This window comes from Segatella salivae DSM 15606, assembly GCF_000185845.1.
In the GTDB taxonomy this organism is placed as follows: domain Bacteria; phylum Bacteroidota; class Bacteroidia; order Bacteroidales; family Bacteroidaceae; genus Prevotella; species Prevotella salivae.
The window spans coordinates 3,045,513-3,063,360 of record NZ_GL629647.1; the positions used below are offsets into that span (position 1 = coordinate 3,045,513).

The 17,848-nt window shown below is 40.4% G+C and carries 17 protein-coding genes; all 17 read left to right on the top strand.

Annotated features, from left to right (window positions below):
* Positions 1-16 precede the first annotated feature (16 nt).
* A complete protein-coding gene (locus HMPREF9420_RS11865) occupies positions 17-259 on the top strand; it encodes an acyl carrier protein (RefSeq protein WP_044079269.1) in 243 nt (80 codons plus the stop codon).
* A gap of 22 nt (positions 260-281) precedes the next feature.
* Positions 282-1,121, top strand: coding sequence for an LpxL/LpxP family acyltransferase (locus HMPREF9420_RS11870; protein WP_044079271.1), 840 nt, complete (start codon positions 282-284; stop codon positions 1,119-1,121).
* 17 nt (positions 1,122-1,138) lie between these two features.
* Positions 1,139-1,603 (top strand): pseudouridylate synthase, encoded by a 465-nt coding sequence (locus HMPREF9420_RS11875; protein WP_044079272.1) that lies wholly within the window; start codon positions 1,139-1,141, stop codon positions 1,601-1,603.
* A gap of 37 nt (positions 1,604-1,640) precedes the next feature.
* Entirely contained in the window at positions 1,641-2,072 is a 432-nt protein-coding gene (locus HMPREF9420_RS11880; protein WP_007135961.1) for an acyl-CoA thioesterase, read from the top strand.
* A 23-nt stretch (positions 2,073-2,095) separates the two neighbouring features.
* On the top strand, positions 2,096-3,805 hold the full coding sequence (locus tag HMPREF9420_RS11885) for a beta-ketoacyl synthase N-terminal-like domain-containing protein (protein ID WP_044079273.1): 1,710 nt from the start codon (positions 2,096-2,098) through the stop codon (positions 3,803-3,805).
* Positions 3,806-3,858: 53 nt separating this feature from the next.
* Positions 3,859-4,119: a phosphopantetheine-binding protein gene (locus tag HMPREF9420_RS11890; RefSeq protein WP_007135963.1), complete on the top strand. Its 261-nt coding sequence runs from the start codon at positions 3,859-3,861 to the stop codon at positions 4,117-4,119.
* A 32-nt stretch (positions 4,120-4,151) separates the two neighbouring features.
* Positions 4,152-5,930, top strand: a complete 1,779-nt coding sequence (locus HMPREF9420_RS11895; protein WP_044079274.1) for a beta-ketoacyl-[acyl-carrier-protein] synthase family protein — start codon at positions 4,152-4,154, stop codon at positions 5,928-5,930.
* Positions 5,918-6,271 carry an EamA family transporter gene (locus HMPREF9420_RS11900; protein WP_007135965.1) on the top strand — a complete coding sequence of 118 codons (354 nt, stop codon included), beginning with the start codon at positions 5,918-5,920 and terminating at the stop codon, positions 6,269-6,271. The genes HMPREF9420_RS11895 and HMPREF9420_RS11900 overlap by 13 nt, the downstream gene beginning before the upstream one ends.
* Positions 6,272-6,281: 10 nt before the next feature.
* Positions 6,282-6,905 carry a LolA family protein gene (locus HMPREF9420_RS11905; RefSeq protein ID WP_044078965.1) on the top strand — a complete coding sequence of 208 codons (624 nt, stop codon included), beginning with the start codon at positions 6,282-6,284 and terminating at the stop codon, positions 6,903-6,905.
* Positions 6,880-7,356, top strand: coding sequence for a hypothetical protein (locus tag HMPREF9420_RS11910; protein WP_044078967.1), 477 nt, complete (start codon positions 6,880-6,882; stop codon positions 7,354-7,356). Before HMPREF9420_RS11905 ends, HMPREF9420_RS11910 begins: the two co-directional genes overlap by 26 nt.
* Positions 7,349-7,747 carry a hotdog family protein gene (locus tag HMPREF9420_RS11915; RefSeq protein WP_248628115.1) on the top strand — a complete coding sequence of 133 codons (399 nt, stop codon included), beginning with the start codon at positions 7,349-7,351 and terminating at the stop codon, positions 7,745-7,747. Before HMPREF9420_RS11910 ends, HMPREF9420_RS11915 begins: the two co-directional genes overlap by 8 nt.
* Complete coding sequence (locus tag HMPREF9420_RS11920; RefSeq protein ID WP_007135969.1) at positions 7,734-9,224, top strand: glycosyltransferase; 1,491 nt, start codon at positions 7,734-7,736, stop codon at positions 9,222-9,224. Before HMPREF9420_RS11915 ends, HMPREF9420_RS11920 begins: the two co-directional genes overlap by 14 nt.
* 99 nt (positions 9,225-9,323) lie before the next feature.
* Positions 9,324-10,826, top strand: a complete 1,503-nt coding sequence (locus HMPREF9420_RS11925) for a phytoene desaturase family protein (RefSeq protein ID WP_007135970.1) — start codon at positions 9,324-9,326, stop codon at positions 10,824-10,826.
* Complete coding sequence (locus HMPREF9420_RS11930) at positions 10,823-12,325, top strand: phytoene desaturase family protein (RefSeq protein WP_007135971.1); 1,503 nt, start codon at positions 10,823-10,825, stop codon at positions 12,323-12,325. The genes HMPREF9420_RS11925 and HMPREF9420_RS11930 overlap by 4 nt, the downstream gene beginning before the upstream one ends.
* Positions 12,318-13,187 carry an alpha/beta hydrolase gene (locus HMPREF9420_RS11935; protein WP_007135972.1) on the top strand — a complete coding sequence of 290 codons (870 nt, stop codon included), beginning with the start codon at positions 12,318-12,320 and terminating at the stop codon, positions 13,185-13,187. The genes HMPREF9420_RS11930 and HMPREF9420_RS11935 overlap by 8 nt, the downstream gene beginning before the upstream one ends.
* Before the next feature lie 13 nt (positions 13,188-13,200).
* Positions 13,201-14,325 (top strand): 1-acyl-sn-glycerol-3-phosphate acyltransferase, encoded by a 1,125-nt coding sequence (locus HMPREF9420_RS11940; protein WP_007135973.1) that lies wholly within the window; start codon positions 13,201-13,203, stop codon positions 14,323-14,325.
* 1 nt (position 14,326) lies between these two features.
* On the top strand, positions 14,327-17,848 hold the full coding sequence (locus tag HMPREF9420_RS11945) for a 1-acyl-sn-glycerol-3-phosphate acyltransferase (protein WP_007135974.1): 3,522 nt from the start codon (positions 14,327-14,329) through the stop codon (positions 17,846-17,848).

Genomic DNA, 17,848 nt, shown 5'->3' on the forward strand with positions numbered 1-17,848 from the left:
ATCATTAAAAAATATGATGGAAAGAAAAGAAATAGAAGAGAAAGTTAAGGCTTTCCTTATTGAGGATTTGGAAATTGAAGAAGAAAATATTGCTCCAGAAGCAAAGTTAAAAGATGACCTCGGTATAGACAGTCTCGACTTTGTCGACATTGTGGTTATCGTAGAAAAGAACTTCGGTTTTAAGATTAAGCCAGAGGAAATGCAAGGTATTGTGACCTTATCGCAGTTCTGTGATTATATCGAAAGCAAGGTTGGCTAATACTACTTATGGCAATAGTTGGATGCATCGATCCTTAGTTTGGTCTTTGCAATGGATGGATGTACGATTACTTTATGTGCTCACTTCACTTATTGTAATGCCCGTATGTCTGTTGTTGAACACCAACCACAGCCGAACGTATGCTTATCGTTATTTTCGTTATAGGCTAAGATATGGAAAATTGCGTGCTGCATGGAGTACATATATTAATCATTGCCTATTCAGTCAAATCGTTATCGACCGCTTTGCAGTCTTTGCAGGAAAGCGTTTTAAGGTGGAGATTGAAGGATATGAGCAGTTTCTTCGTTTGGAAAAACAGGAAAAAGGCTTTTTAATCTTTAGCTCTCATGTAGGCTGTTATGAGGTTGCGGGCTATACTTTAACTTCAAAACTCAAGCGTTTCAATGCTTTAGTATATGGGGGAGAGAAAGCCTTTATCATGGAAGGGCGTCAAGAAGTATTAGGACTTCACAATATACGTATGGTCCCAGTAAGAGACGATATGACTCATCTCTTTTTGATAAACGAAGCGATTGATAATAATGAAATAGTCAGTATGCCTGCAGATCGTATTGTAGGCTCTGCAAAATCTGTAGCATCTTGTTTCATGGGTGCTACTGCACGCTTTCCCCTTGGACCGCTTTCTATTGCGACAATAAAGGGTTTAGACGCTTTAGCTGTTAATGTTGTGAAGGTCGCTTCAAAGCATTATAAGGTGTTTGTTGCACCACTTGCTTATGATAAAAAAGCTCCACGACGAGAACAAATGCAACAGTTGTTGAATAGTTATGTAGCAGAACTTGAAACAGTTGTGCGTCAATACCCCTTACAATGGTTTAATTTCTATGACTTTTGGTCTTAGATTAATCCTATAATATGATGATTAAATTCGATGTAGAACATCCTTCTGAGCTTGAACTTCGTTCCATTGATGTTCATGAACTGTTACCACAGCAAGAGCCTTTTGTTATGATTGGTTCTCTTGTTCATTTTGATAGAGCACTTACAATAACCGAAACAAAGGTCCAAGCTGATAATATCTTCGTAGATGAAAACCATTTCTCGGCATCTGGTTTAATGGAGAACATTGCGCAAACCTGTGCTGCCCGTATTGGATATGTTAATAAGTTTATCTTAAAGAAGGCTATCCAGTTGGGCTTTATTGGTGGGATTCGCAACTTTGAAGTCATTGAGTTACCCGTTGTCGGCGATGTAATTACCACTCGAGTGGAGGTTAAAGAAGAGGTGTTTGGCATGACTTTGGCAGAAGCAACCATAGTATGCGGCGACAAACTTCTGGCAAAATCAGAAATGAAGATAGCTATTAAGGAACGTAATGAGTAAAGAAGTTGAATAAAGAAGCATAAGATTTAGCATTAAGATGATAGAATTAAAAGCATCAAAAGAGGTTGAAATCCGTTTCAGTGAGGTTGATTCCATGAACGTAGTATGGCATGGTTCCTATCCTCTTTATTTCGAAGATGCACGTGAAGCCTTTGGAAAGAAATTCGGATTAGCGTATATGTGCTTTTTCGATCATGGCTATTTTGCTCCTTTAGTCGAACTAACTTTTCATTATAAGAAGCCTATTAAATATGGAATGACGCCGCGAATAGACATCATTTATCGGCCAACAGCAGCGGCAAAGATAGTTTTTGATTATGAGATTCACGATACCAAAGACGATAGTTTGATTGCAACAGGCCACTCGGTACAGGTATTTATGAATCTCGATTATCAGTTAGTGTGGGACAATCCCCCTTTCTATCAGGCGTGGAAAGAGCGTTGGAAGCAGGTGGAGGCTAAGAGATGAGCGCAAAGATGAATCAAAACACCATGGTAAATGTATTGGCTGATAATATCATTTCGCCTTTAGGTGAGACCTCAGAAGAGACTTATCTGGCTGTAAAGCGTGGGGAGTCTGCTCTCCATACCTATGCTCCTATGACGGAACATATCCCTCATGGCTTTGTGGCTTCCTTGTTGTCTTCTGATTTTGAGGAACTATTGTTGCGCTCAACACAAAGCGCTGTGAACGCGTCTGGGGTTGATGTGAAGAACACACGCACTGTTTTCATACTGAGTTCTACGAAAGGAGAGATTGAAAAGTTGGGCAAAACAGCTGATGAAACGCTTTATCTCGGCAATGTTGCGCAACGAATTGCTACACGTTTAGGCATAAAGCAAACGCCAATTGTAGTGTGTAATGCCTGTATATCGGGCTTGGCTGCCATCGTTTTGGCCTCACGCTTGTTGTCATCTAATACATATGATTATGCCGTTGTTTGCGGAGCAGATCGTCCAAGACGCTTTATCATCTCGGGTTTTCAGTCATTAAACGCGATGTCTGCCTTTTCTTGTCAGCCTTTTGATATCGAACGACAAGGTCTTAACTTAGGAGAGGCGTATGCAACAATAGTCTTGGCGCGTGAAACTAAGGCAAGCTTGCACACCAATAGCCACGTATGGCAGATAGGTCATGGCTATGTAAAGAACGATGCCTATCATATCAGCGCACCATCTAAGACCGCGGAGGGGCTGGTTGAGGCTTTACAAGCGACAATGGAGGGTGTAGATACGGAGGAACTGGCCTTTATCAATGCCCACGGCACAGCCACTTTGTTTAATGACCAAATGGAGGCTATTGCAATTCAACGCACTGGATTACAGCACATTCCGGTGAATGCATTAAAAGGTTACATTGGACATACGTTGGGAGCTGCCGGTATTATAGAGACGATTCTTTGCATGAAGTCGGTTGACGACCATCTTATTCTTGGCACACGAGGCTTTGAAGAAGTTGGAGTTTCTGGTAAAGTGAAGCTCTCTTCAACGCATCAAACAACACAAAAGAAGGCATTTCTTAAGCTGTTATCGGGCTTTGGTGGCTGCAATGCAACGCTTTTTGCTCGCTCAGTGGAGTCAGATGAGGCCTCAAATGTGTGTGTTGACGAAACAACCAAACTTCCTTCGCATGTAGAAATGAAGCATCATGTTCGCCTTTCTCCTCAAGGCGTTTGGCTTAATGATAAGGTTTTTGCTGTTGATGAGCGCGAAACTCAGCACAATCTGCTTACGGCAATTTATAAACAGCAGATAGGAAACTATCCGAAATATTACAAAATGGACGGTCTTTGCCGTTTAGGTTTTGTGGCATCTGAACTATTGTTGCAGGCCGAAAGAGAGGAAGGACCTTGCAAAGAAGATGTAAATAAGGCGAGAGCAATAGTCTTTTTTAATCGTTCTTCATCGATAGTGTCTGATAAGAAATATCTAACGTCAATCGCAGATAAGGATAACTATTTTCCCAGTCCTTCTGTTTTTGTGTATACACTGCCAAATATTGTTACCGGAGAAATCGCTATTCGCAACGGATATCATGGCGAAACTTCTTTTTATATCCTACCGAAGAAGAACGAATTGCTCATGCAGCATATCATAGAATCGGCTTTTATGGACGACCAAACCACGTCCATGATAACGGGATGGCTTGATTATGAAGACGACAAACATTTTGAAGCAGACCTATATATAGCTTATAAATAATATGTTTAAGACTGAAATAAGATTAAAAAATAGTATCGTATAAAATAATAGTAATGATGGAAGAGTTAATAAAAGAACTGAAAGAAGAGATTATCAAGGCTTTGAATCTCGAAGAGATGACACCAGAAGATATCGACGAAAATGAGGCTCTTTTTGGTGACGGCTTAGGTTTGGATTCTATTGATGCCTTAGAACTAATCGTGCTTATGGAGAAAAAATACGGTATAAAGTTAGCTAATCCTTCAGAAGGAAAGGCAATTTTTACAAGTGTTGCATCGATAGCAGACTATGTAAGCAAACATAGAAAGAAATAAACTCCCTTTTTAAAGAAAGGAGAATGAACGAGATGAACATAGCAATCACAGGAGAAGGCATTGTTTCTGCAATTGGTTTGAACAAGCAAGAGGTGTTACAATCATTGCTTGAGAGGCGAAGTGGGATAGGAGAAATGAGGTTTCTCCAGTCAACTCATCATGAATTGCCGGTTGGAGAAGTTGATTTGTCAAACGAACAAATGAAGAAACTTCTTGGCATTCCATTGTCTCAACCGATGAGTCGCACTGCACTGATGGGCATCATTGCCATACAACAGGCACTAAAAGATGCCAAATTAGAGATTGCTGACATCTTAAAGAAGAAAGAAAAGGGCTCTCCTTTGCGCATAACGCTTGTCTCTGGAACGACCGTTGGAGGCATGGATTTGACAGAACTATGTTTTAATGACCTCGAAAACGCAAACTTAGCGTTCCTCAAACAGCATGACTGCGGAAGCTGTACCAATGTAATGGCGGCTCACTTTGGTATCTTTGCTGAGGTAACGACCTTGTCAACTGCGTGCTCATCGGCTGCAAATGCAATCATGTTTGGTGCTCGTCTCCTTGAAACAGGGGCTGCTGATATCGTTATTGCAGGCGGAACGGAAGCCTTATCTCGCTTTCATCTCAATGGGTTTAATTCGTTGATGATTCTTGATCACCATCGTTGTCGTCCGTTTGATGATACCCGCGAGGGACTGAATTTAGGCGAAGGAGCAGCCTTTGTGGTATTAGAATCTCAGGAGATGGCTGCACATCGCGGCGTGGTTCCACATGCTTTTCTAACAGGGTATGGGAATGCCTGCGATGCTTTCCATCAAACGGCCTCGTCAAATGACGGAGAAGGCGCGGTAATCTCTATGAGATTAGCCATCGAAATGGCCCATTTGACTTCCCAAGATATCCAATATGTAAACGCGCATGGCACCGGAACACCTAACAATGACGAGAGTGAGAGCGTAGCATTAAAGCGAGTTTTCGGCGAGAATATGCCGTTAGTGTCCAGCACTAAGGCTTTTACGGGGCATACAACAAGTGCATCTGGCAGCATAGAAGCTGTTATTTGTATCTTAGCAATGCAACATCATTTCGTGCCGGCGAACTTGGGTTGGCGCTGTCAGATGGCAAATGGCATCACACCTACACTTGGAGTAGAGAACATTCACTTAGAACATATCCTCTGCAATGCGTTTGGTTTTGGAGGCAATGACACCTCTTTGGTGATTTCTGCACATCCAGTTGAGGCAACTTCTGAACGAGAAAGCAACGAAAAAGAGATTAAAATACTCGCTCAAGTAGAAATAACTTCGGAGTCAGAACTTGAGAACATTCGCAAGTATGTTAAGCCTTTGGAGGCCCGTCGCTTAGGAAAGCTCATGAAAAGTGCGTTGCTTGCTTCTTTGGAAGCATTGAATCAAGCCGGTATTGAAAAGCCCGATGCGATTATAACTGCCACGGAGTATGGGTGTTTGGAGAACAGTGAACGGCTGTTAGAGCAGTTAAAAGATGAGGGAGAAGTAATGCTAAAGCCTACTTATTTCATGCAAAGTACTCACAACACGATAGGAGGTAACATCGCCATTAAAACCCATTGTCATGGTTATAACGTTACATATACGCAGGGAGAACAGTCATTGGATTGGGCGATGCGTGATGCAAAATTGCTCTTACAGCATGGAATGGTAAAGACAGTTCTTGTAGGTTGTCACGAAGAAAGCACGCCTTTGTTTAATTCTTTGTTGCAACGCATGAAGTTAAAAGCGCGTCCTGCCATCCATTCTTTAGCCATAGTATTGTCATGTGGAGAGTAATTCTATTGGCCGTTATTCAGAGTTCGCTGTTAGCAGGCGGGCAAGTCTTTTTGAAGTTTGCACTTCAAAAGATGCTTCCTTTTGGCTGGACACGAACCTTTTGGTTAAGTTTGTTGCTCAATTGGCAGTTTGCTTGCAGTGGTGTTTTATTCGGATTGAGTTCCATTCTGTGGTTGTATATCGTGAAACATTACCCATTGAGTGTTGCTTATCCGATGATAAGTTTGAGTTATGTGTTTGGTCTCATCGCAGCAATGCTCTTTTTCCATGAGTCAGTATCAATGATGAAGTGGGTGGGAGTAGGCTTAATCATCTTAGGTTGCTGTGTTATTGCAAAATAAAAGATATAAAATGAAGAAGTTATTGCTATTATTTATGGCTTTATGTATAGCCAAAACAGCCGGCTTTGCCCAAGGTTTTAATGAGGCAAATGTTAGGCAGCAGATAGAAGTTGCAGCTACAAACATGAAAACAATGCATTGTGATTTCGTGCAGACAAAGACAGTTCGTATGCTCAATGATAAGATGATATCTCAAGGAAAGATGTATTATCAGCAGAGTGATAAGTTGCGTTGGGAATACACTACACCTTATTTATATACCTTTATCCTAAATGGTTCGAAGGTTTTCATTAGTAAGGGCAAGCATAATGATGTGATAAATGTGAACCAAAGCAAATTCTTTAAAGAGATAGCACGCATCATGATGAACAGTGTTGTAGGCAAATGCTTGAATGATAAGAAAGATTTTAAGGTGAGTTTCTCTGCAAACTCATCGGAATATATAGCGACCTTGCTTCCACAACGGAAGCAGATGCAACAAATGTTCCAAAAGATTGTTCTTCATTTTAATAGGCAACACGCCATTGTTTCGAAGGTAGAACTTGTAGAAAAGCGTGGCGATTGCACGGTTATTGAGATGAAAAACGTGAAAGTTAATAGTCCAATTAATGCAAAGGTATTTACGATTAATTAGTATTTTTCTGCTCCTTCTCTCCTCAATGACAGGCAGAGCACAGGGACAAGTCGTTGCAGATCAGCAACCCTTACAGGACAGTATAGGTTGTAAAATGAAATATGCCACTACCATAGAGATGCCAAAGAGCTATCTCAGTGGTATCACTTTGATTGTTAGAGAGGCTAAAGAATATCGGGGAGTGATGTTTAATGAGTTTGGGATTACAGCCTTAGCGTTTTCTTATAAGCCTGAAACAAAGCGCATAAAGCTAATACATCTCATTGAGATGTTAGACAATTGGTTGATACGTCGAGTGCTTAAACAAGATTTACAGCGTGTAATGGAGAACTTGTTAAAAGGAGTTTCGACCTATAAAAATGAGAGATTACACATAGAATACACTTTCTCTGTAATGTGTGATGATAGTAAACCTAAAGCGAAGGAGGGCGATGCAGATGCAAATGAATAATGAAATATATAAGATTATTCGTAGAATGGAAGAAGGTGGGATAATGAATTACACGATAGAACTTATCCCTTCTTGTTTTATTTACAAGGCTCATTTCCCAGAAGAACCTATTACTCCTGGCGTTTGTATAGTGCAAATAGGAAAAGAACTCATTGAAAACCTGTTGTCAGAACAAACGCTTCGCACGCAAAGGTTGGCCATTGAGAAGATAAAGAACGTGAAATTCTTGTCTGTAATAGCTCCTAATGAGACGAAAACACTAACTTATCAAATTAAGAAATTAGAAAGATGTGAGTGCAATACCATGGTTGAAGCGCAATTAGTAGTGCTTTCTGAGGATAAGGCAATGGCCAAAATATCTTTAGTAATGAATGCGTATGACAGAGGTTGAATTGAAAACACAGTTGAGAAGTAGGTCTATCTGTGTTGTTATTCCTACTTACAATAATGATAAAACAATAAAAACAGTGGTGGAGAAAACGCTTTGCTACTGTACTGATGTTATTGTAGTAGCAGATGGTTGCACGGATAATACGCTGAAAATCTTGCGTGGTATTCCTCAAATTACAATTATTTCATATCCTAAAAACAAAGGAAAAGGCTATGCTTTAAAGGCTGGTTTTAAGGCCGCTTTAGCGAAAGGGTTCTCTTATGCCATAACACTTGATGGGGATGGACAGCATTATCCAGAGGATATTCAGCTTTTTCTTAGGGCCAATCAACAATATCCTCATTCACTGATTATAGGCAGTAGACAATTAGAAGGGGTAGAGCGCTCAAGCGGAAGTAAGTTTGCTAACCACTTCTCTAATTTCTGGTTTTACATTCAAACAGGTCGAGCCTTAAAAGATACACAAACAGGTTATCGACTATATCCTTTGAAAAGGTTACACGGATTGTCGTTGTTGACTTCACGTTATGAGGCAGAATTAGAGTTGCTTGTCTTTGCTTCGTGGCATGGTGTGAAGTTAGTTTCGATTCCTATCAAGGTTTATTATCCTCCACGTACAGAGAGAGTGAGTCACTTTAGACCTGGAATGGACTTTGCAAGGATTAGCTTGCTCAATACAATTCTATGCTTTTTAGCTGTAGTTTATGGCTTACCTTTACGATTAGGTAGGTTGTTCATGCAGGTAATACGAACTGTTTATTCCTTACTTTTCTTTTTGTTCTTTACCTTATTTGTCTTTACTCCTTTCGTTTGGATATATACAAGACTGGGTAAGATGACTGAAAAGAAACGCTATCGGCTTCATTTACTGATATATCATGCCTCTCGTTTCGTGATGATTCATCATGGTATACCAGGTACAAAGTTTCAATATAAGATAGCAAAAGGTATAGATTTCAATCAACCTCGTATTATTATATGTAATCATCAGTCCCATCTTGACTTGATGTGTCAATTGGTTTTCACTCCAAAGATAGTCTTCTTAACTAACGCTTGGGTTTGGAATAACCCATTTTATGGCTCTCTTATTCGCAACGCCGAATACTTACCAGTTAGAGAAGGGATTGAAGAGATAATGCCACATCTACGTTCTCTCATAGCACGTGGATATAGTGTTGCGGTCTATCCAGAGGGAACTCGTTCCAAAGATTGTAGGATAGGACGCTTCCATCAAGGTGCTTTTTATTTGGCACAAGAGTTTAATTTGGAGATTCTTCCTATGTATCTTTATGGTCCCGGCAAGATACTTCCTAAGACAAGTCACCATTTACATAAAGGAATCTTTTACATAGAAGTAGATAAACCCTTAACACAGACGGAACTTTCTGCAATGGGTGATTTGAGGAAACAAGCCTCAACGATGTGCAGACGATATGTCGAGAAGTATGAAGAAATAGCTAACAGCTTGGAACAATGAAAGGAAAGACTAAGCTTTTTATTATAGATAGTGGACTTGGAGGCTTATAGTCAGACGATATATCGAAAGGAATGAAGAAATAGCTAATAGGTTGGAACAATGAAAGAAAATACTAAGGTTATTATTATAGGTAGCGGTCTTGGAGGCCTTTCGTCAGGAGTTATCTTGGCAAAGAACGGCTATGATGTAACCATATTAGAGAAAGGAGCCCAGATAGGAGGCTGTTTACAATGCTTTACACGTCATGGTGCAAAGTTTGAAACAGGTATGCATTTCATTGGGAGTGCCGCACAAGGGCAAACATTGAACCAACTGATGAGATACTTGGAAATAGATCAGGCGGTAAAGTTATCTCAATTAGATCCTCAAGGGTATGACGTTGTGTCGTTGAGTGGAAAGCGTTATCAGTTTGCTAATGGGAAAGAAGCCTTTATAAAGAGGATGACGGAGTATTTTCCAGACCAATATGACAACATCGTTAACTATTATAACTTGGTTGAAGAGATTGCAAATGCCTCATCATTACATTCCCTTAAGTATGCCGAATCAGACGCTGCGCTGAATATGGAATATCAGTTGCGGTCGGTTAATGAGGTGATAGACGAGGTGATTACTAATCCCACATTAGCTAAAGTACTTGTAGGAAACCTCCCTCTTTATGCTGCTGAGAAAGACAAAACACCCTTTTCAACGCATGCTTTCATTATGGATTTTTATAATCAAAGTGCTTTTCGTGTAAAGGGGGGTAGCGATCGAATCGCTTTTGCTTTAGAGAACACGCTAAAACGCTATGGTGGTGAGGTGTTGACGAGGAAGAAAGTAACTAAGATTCTATGTGATAATACGCATGCAATTGGGGTGGAAGTGAATGATAAGGAGGTCATCCCTTGTGACATTGTCATTTCAGACACGCACCCGATGCGCACATTAGAAATGCTTGATACAAAGCTTATTCGGCCCGCTTTCCGTAAAAGAATTAATCAGATTCCCCAAACTGTTGGAGGCTTTTCTGTTTATTTGCACTTCAAAGAGAATGCAGTTCCTTACCTAAATTATAATTATTATGGGTATCAGAACGCGACTCCGTGGGATTGTGAGAACTATTCGGAGGCCAGTTGGCCTAAGGGTTTCCTCTATATGCATTTCTGTCCAGACAACGATTCGCAATATGCTTCGACGGGAGTCATTCTTTCTTACATGCAAATGTCTGATGTAGAGGAGTGGAAAGGCACTGCAATTGGGAAACGTGGTAAAGCGTATGAAGAGTTCAAGAAAGCCAAAGCAGAGAAACTAATCAGTGTGTTGGAACAGCATTTCCCTGGAATTCGTTCGCAAATCCAAACCTATTATACCTCAACGCCACTCACTTATCTTGATTATACAGGCACAGAAGCCGGGTCAATGTATGGGAATGCTAAGGATATAAGCTTGGGAAGTGCTTGTAGAGTGCCTCAACGAACAAGGATTCCTAATGTCTTTCTTACAGGGCAGAATGTCAATTCTCATGGTATGTTGGGTGTTTTGGTCGGTGCAATTGTTACTTGTAGTGAAATGTTATCCGCCAAAACCATCTACGAACAGATAAAGGAGGCCAACAAATGAGAACTGCTCTTGTTATTGGTGGAGGCTTAGGCGGCTTGTTTACTGGGGCTATTCTTTCCAAAGAAGGCTTTAAGGTAACTGTTGTAGAGAAGAACTTTATAATAGGAGGAGGCTTGCAAAACTTTATGCGTTTTGGCTTAAAGTTTGACACCGGAATGCATATCGTCGGAGGAATGCAGCCTGGAGGCAACATCTATCGCATCTGTCAGTATTTAGATATCATAGATAAGGTGGCACTGAAAGACGTGGATGATGATTGTACTGATAGCTTATATTTTGCAGAAGATAAGTATACTTACCACATAAAAAAGGGAAGAGTGGGCTTTATTGAGTCTTTAGCAGCCTACTTTCCTCATGAAAAAGAGAACCTTAAGGCTTATGTTGACGCCGTGTTTAAGATTGTTGACGAGCTCGATTTATTCTATCTTCGTCCTTCTTCGGCTGCCCTGAAGACGCATTCTGATGAGTTTCTGATGGCCGCAGATGCCTTTATTGCAAAGTATATCAATGATTCTAAACTCCGAAGTGTTGTCGCTTATATGAATCCTCTCTATGGAGGCAGGGGAGATGAAAGCCCTGCTTTCGTCCATGCTATCATCAGTTCGCTTTATATGCAGGGTGCAAGTAGATTCGTGGGAGGCAGTGATAAGTTTGCAAATCTATTGGCTTCTGTCATCGAAATGGCTGGGGGCACAATTATACGAAATGAAAGTGTTGAATGGATTGAAGTGAATCAGCGCCACATTGACTTCATAAGAACGAACAAGGGCCGTCAGTTTCAAGCTGATTACTATATTTCGGCAATACATCCATGCACCTTACTTCAGCTCATGGATGCGAAAGCACTCCCTAAAGCCTATCGAACGAGGCTCGATGCTATTCCAAATGCCTATTCAGCCTTTTCTGTTTATATCAAGTTGAAGCCCGAAAGCTTTCCTTATATCAATCATTCTGAGTTTTATATGACAAGATATGATGAAATATGGAATTTCGGAAAGGCGGATAAACCCTGGCCTTTGGGCTTCCTTTTCATGACACCTCCCGAAGAGAATCAAGGGCCTTATAGCACCAAAGCCTTAATAACTGTTCCGATGTTATATGCAGATGTGGCTCAATGGGAGGGCACTAAAGTTGGTAAACGGGGCGCTGATTATGAGGCTTGGAAAGAGAAACGAACGCAACAATTGCTGGAATTGGTTGAGGAACTTCATCCAAATTTCAGTGCTTGTATAGATAAAATAAACACCGCTTCTCCGCTAACCATCCGTGATTTCTATGGAGCAAAAGAGGGAACGATGTGTGGGTTTAGCAAGGATTACAAAAATATGATGCTGTCACAGCTTCCTGTTGTTACAAAGATTGATAATCTATTGTTGACCGGACAGAATAATAATCTCCCAGGTTTTTGTGGAGTTCCGCTCACGGCTATTAACACTGTTGAGGCTATTTTGGGCAGAAACTACATTATAAATAAAATAAATAAAGTTGTCAATGAATAGAAAACGCTATATCGTTTTATGCTTCCTTTGTCTTCATCTTTTCCTTGTTTGTGCACAAAATCATGCAGAGCGTGTTAACATTTGGCAGGGAACAGACGTCAAGAAAAGGGTTTCACTGACCCCTTACTTGGCAAATGGAAAGCATAATGTGGCAGTTATCGTTTGTCCTGGAGGGAGTTACTTCTGGCATGACATGAAAGCTGAGGGCGAAAGTGTTGGAAAGTGGTTGCAGGAAAATGGCATATCAGCCTTTGTTTTGCGTTATCGTACGGCCGGTTTCTGGGCTTTTCTCACCCGTTTCCGATATCTATTCAGAGGCAATCGATATCCTGATGCTTTCAACGACCTACAAATGGCGATGCAATATATAAGGAATCATGCGGTGAAATATGGCATTTCACCGAGTAAAGTGGGTGTAATGGGTTTCTCTGCCGGCGGACATCTGGTGATGTCTGCTGCCGAGTTGTTGCCTCCTTCAGAGCGTCCAGCCTTCATTGCACCTATTTATCCCGTTGTAACCATGGTCGACAAATGCGTTCATAAGCGTTCGCGTAGGGCATTGTTAGGGGATAACAAGAAGAACAATCAACAATTAAGAGCGTTGCTTTCTCTTGAACTTCATGTGCCAAAAGATTGCCCCCCGGTGTTCTTAGTGAATTGTATTGACGACCCAATCGTAAAATATCATAACTCAGAACTACTTGATTCGGCGCTAACAAGCCTTAATATACCTCATCGTTATATACAATATAAAACGGGAGGACATGGCTTTGGCGCTACCGAAAACAAGGGAACAGCCGAGAGTAGACAGTGGAAAGCCGAATTTTTGAATTGGCTTAAAGCACTTAATCTAAAGAACTAAAACCATATTAGCAATGAACAAGGACCAATTTGAGGACATCCGACCTTATAAGGCCGAAGAGATTCCCGCAGCAATGGAGCGTATTGCCAACAGCTCTTCATTCCCGCTTTTAGCTTCTTACGTTTATCCGAATGAGCCGATAGAGGCAGTTAAGGAACGGATTAGAAACTACAAGACCGTTAAAGCGTTTCAAACCGAGACGATGCGCATGGTCAATCAGCGTGTGATAGAACATAGTATATCAGCGTTTTCCTGTTCAGGCTTGGATAAATTGAACCCTAATGAGCATTATCTTTTTGTGTCTAACCATCGTGATATCATGCTGGATTCGAGCTTGTTACAATATTATTTGGTAACAAAAGGTTTTGATACGACGGAGATTACATTCGGTGCGAACCTAATGATGAATCAGTTGGTGGTGGATATTGGCAAGAGTAACAAGATGTTTAAGGTCGAACGTCCCAGTAACAACATTAAAGACTTCTATCGAAGTTCAAAGCATTTGTCGGAATATATACGATATGTGATTACCGAAAAAGGGCAATCGGTTTGGATTGCCCAACGAAATGGGCGGACAAAAGATGGTAATGATGCGACCGATCAAGGCATCATAAAGATGTTTTGCATGTCGTGTCCTGAAGATAAGATAAAGGCTATCGATCAGTTACATATAGTTCCTGTTGCGGTTTCCTATGAGTGGGAACCTTGTGACATATTAAAGACACTTGAAGTCTATGAATCTCAGTTCTCAAAATATACCAAAAAACCTGGAGAAGACCTTAATAGTATTCTCACAGGGATAACACAAGAGAAGGGAAGAGTACACTTTGAACTTTGTGATCCGATAGCTTATGCAGAGTTATCTAAATTTGAAAACTTGACAAACAACGAATATCATAAAGCTGTAGCAAGGCTTTTAGATAGCCGAATCAATAAAGCTTATCGACTTTATCCCAACAATTATGTTGCTTATGACCTAAGATATGGGACAACAAAATATAGAGATTGTTATACCGATGAACAGAAAACTATGTTTATAAATAAGCTTAAACGTTTGAAAAAATATGACACTTGTGATATTGAAAAGCTAATAGATATCTTCTTAGGTATCTATTCCAACCCTGTAAACAATAAGTAGGATGACAGCAACAATACTGAGATTATACGATTATATGAAAGCACATAGAATGCTATGTGTGCTTTCTTTCGTGGTCGTAACTTTACTCTTGGTCGTATCGGTGCTTCGTTTGAGTTATAAAGAAGATATATCTGACTTCCTGCCTGTAGACAGTCAACATCATAATGCCTTAAAGATTTATCAGGATATTTCAGGAGCTAATAAGATCTTTGCAGTCTTTCAATATCGTGATACGACGAAAACAGACCCTGAAATGATGGTGACTTCAGTAGATGCTTTCGTTGAAAATATACAGCGAGTTGACACTGCCCATCGGATAGCTAATGTCATGTCGCAGATAGATTTGGAGAAATTGTCAGCAGTAACCGACTTTGTTTATAACAATATTCCTTACTTTCTTACGGAGAAAGACTATGCAAGGATGGACAGTTTGCTTGAAACGACGGATTACATTCATAGACAATTGCAACAAGATAAGCAGATGTTGCTGTTCCCTGCAGGGGGATTGCTTTCTGATAACATACAACGTGACCCGCTAAACCTATTTACTCCTGTGGTGCAGAAACTGCAACGAGCAGATACAAGCCTTAAGTTTGAGTTATATGATGGGCATATCTTTTCTCCGGATATGCAGAAAGCATTTGTAATAATAGGTTCACCTTACGGCGCAAGTGAAACAGAAAACAACGCAAAACTCATCTCTTTATTGCAAACATGCAGTAAAAAGGTGATGGCTCACCATAGGAATCTCGATATACATATTATCGGTGGACCCGTGATTGCAGTGGGAAATGCTTCTCAAATCAAGTCCGATAGCATCTTATCTGTTACAATTGCAGTGGTCTTTATTATGGCGTTGCTGCTCTTTACGCTTCGCAATCTACGCAATATCTTTTTAATTGCGCTATCTATTGCATGGGGTTGGCTCTTCGCTATGGGCGGATTGGCTCTAATTCACAACAGTGTATCGATTATTGTCATAGGAATAAGTTCAGTAATCCTTGGGATTGCGGTCAATTATCCATTGCATTTCATCGCTCATCTGACGCATACGCCTCAAAAAAAGCAGGCATTGCGTGAGCTAATCATGCCTCTATTCGTGGGTAATATCACCACCGTGGGGGCATTCTTGGCATTGGTTCCTTTGCAATCGGTAGCCTTAAAAGACTTAGGTTTGTTTAGTTCTTTCTTGTTAATAGGAACAATTGTCTTCGTCTTGATTTATCTTCCACACCTTTCTAAGGTATCCAAGGAAGTGAAACACACGTTCTTAGATAAGATAAGTGAGGTCTCATTAGAGAATAATCCCATTGTTGTTACGATAGTAGTTGTCATGACTTTGGTCTTTGGTTACTATAGTTTTCAAACAAAGTTTGATGCTAACATGGCTAATATTAACTACATGACAGACGACCAAAAGGCTGATATGGCTTACTTCCAACACACAATGATGGTCAATGGAGAGTATCAAAAGGTCTATGCAGTGACTGCAGATTCAACCATGAATGGGGCATTGGATAAGAACCTTCGCTTGCAACCAGCTCTTGATAAGTTAGTAAAGACGAAGTTAGTTCACGATTATAGTTCTTGCAATCAGTTTGTAGTTTCAACTTCAGAGCAAAGGCGTAGGTTGGCGTTATGGCGTGATTTCTTGTATCGTAACAAGGAAAAGCTGACGACTTCTTTGCGTTCTTCAATGCAGACGGAAGGCTTTTCGGTAGAGAGTTTTGACGACTTTTATACGTTATTGAATAAGAGTTATCAACCTCAACCCTTTTCTTTTTTCTCTCCATTAACAACATCTCTCTTTGCAGGTAACTTCAGTTCAGACCATGTTGACAAGCGATATAATGTTGTAAATGTACTTTCTGTGAAGGGCAAAGATGTCAATCGAGTGAAAGACGCTTTGCAAAACACGGATAGTTTCAGCTTTGATATTCAGAGCATGAATAGCGCTATAGCCAATCATTTGTCTAATGACTTTAACTACATTGGCTTAGCTTGCGGTCTCATAGTGTTCTTTTTCTTATGGTTATCCTTTGGAAACTTTGAGTTAGCAGTGCTTTCTTTTGTTCCAATGGCAGTGAGTTGGCTGTGGATATTGGGTATAATGGCCTTGTTAGGGATGCAGTTTAATATTGTCAATGTTATTCTTGCAACGTTTATTTTCGGTCAAGGTGACGACTATACTATATTTATGACCGAAGGATCTATGTATGAATATGCTTATCGTCGCAAGCTACTTGCCTCCTATAAACATTCAATTATCATCTCAGCTTCAATCATGTTTATTGGTATTGGCACACTGATTGTGGCACGACATCCGGCACTTCATTCGCTGGCAGAGGTGACAATAGCCGGTATGTTGTCGGTAGTTTTGATGGCATATATATTCCCTCCGCTCCTCTTTAAGCTTCTTGTGAGGACATCAGGGACGTATAGATTGCGCCCAATCTCTATCAAAAACCTCTTGATAATGGCTTTCTGTACTATGGTGTTCTTTGGTCAGTTAATCACTGTTTACTTATTAGGAGTGATGCTGTTTGGCTTATTTCCCTTTTCAGAGAAACGGCGTTTGTGGTTCAGAAGCTATCAACAGCGCCTATTCTTATTTGATTTTCACCATATTCCTTGTGTGAGATTTTCTGTAGAAGGCATTACAAATGAAACATTCTCTCCATCTATCGTCATCAGCAATCACCAGTCTATGCTCGATGCTGCCTTGTTTATGGCGTTGAGTCCAAAGGCAATCCTTGTCTCAAATAAAAAGGTTAGCAGTAATCTTATTATCAAAAAGATATTTAAATGGAATGGTTTTATAACCTTGAATGACATGAACTCCATAGACGATAGCCTCATTCGGTATTATGTTGAGCATGGTTATAGTCTTGTAATCTTCCCAGAAGGCGTCCGCAATGCACATTCTTCGATACGCCGTTTCCATAAAGGTGCGTTCTTGTTAGCTGAAAAATATCAGCTTGATATTCAGCCTTTCATCATTCATGGATTGAATATGGTCCTTCCAAGGAATAGCATCCAGGTCTTTCCTGGGCAGATAACGGTGAAAGCTTATCAGCGAATCAAGAATGAAGCCCAATTATCTTATGCCGAACTTACAAGCCAAACGTGCGACTTTTATAGGCAGGAGTATGCTCGGATAGCACGTAAAATAGAGACGGCTGCTTATTATTCACCTCTTGTTCTCGACCGTTATCGCTACAAAGGTGAAGAGATTTTCCGTGCGGTTCGCAAGAATTTAAAGAACAATAATAACTATACGAAAGCCGTTGACACTATAGATGAGCACGCTGTTGTACTTGTTAAGCATGGTGGATATGGTGAGTTTGCCTTGCTTTATGCGTTAGTCCACAGACAAACTAAGGTACTTGTCTATGAAACGGATGAGAATAAAAAGGCTCTTTTGACTTATTGTGCGCAGGACTTGGTTGATAATCTGGAGGTAATTGATAGCTTAACTATTGAACAAGAAGGGCATAATGACTTGAAAGTCTTTTCATTATAG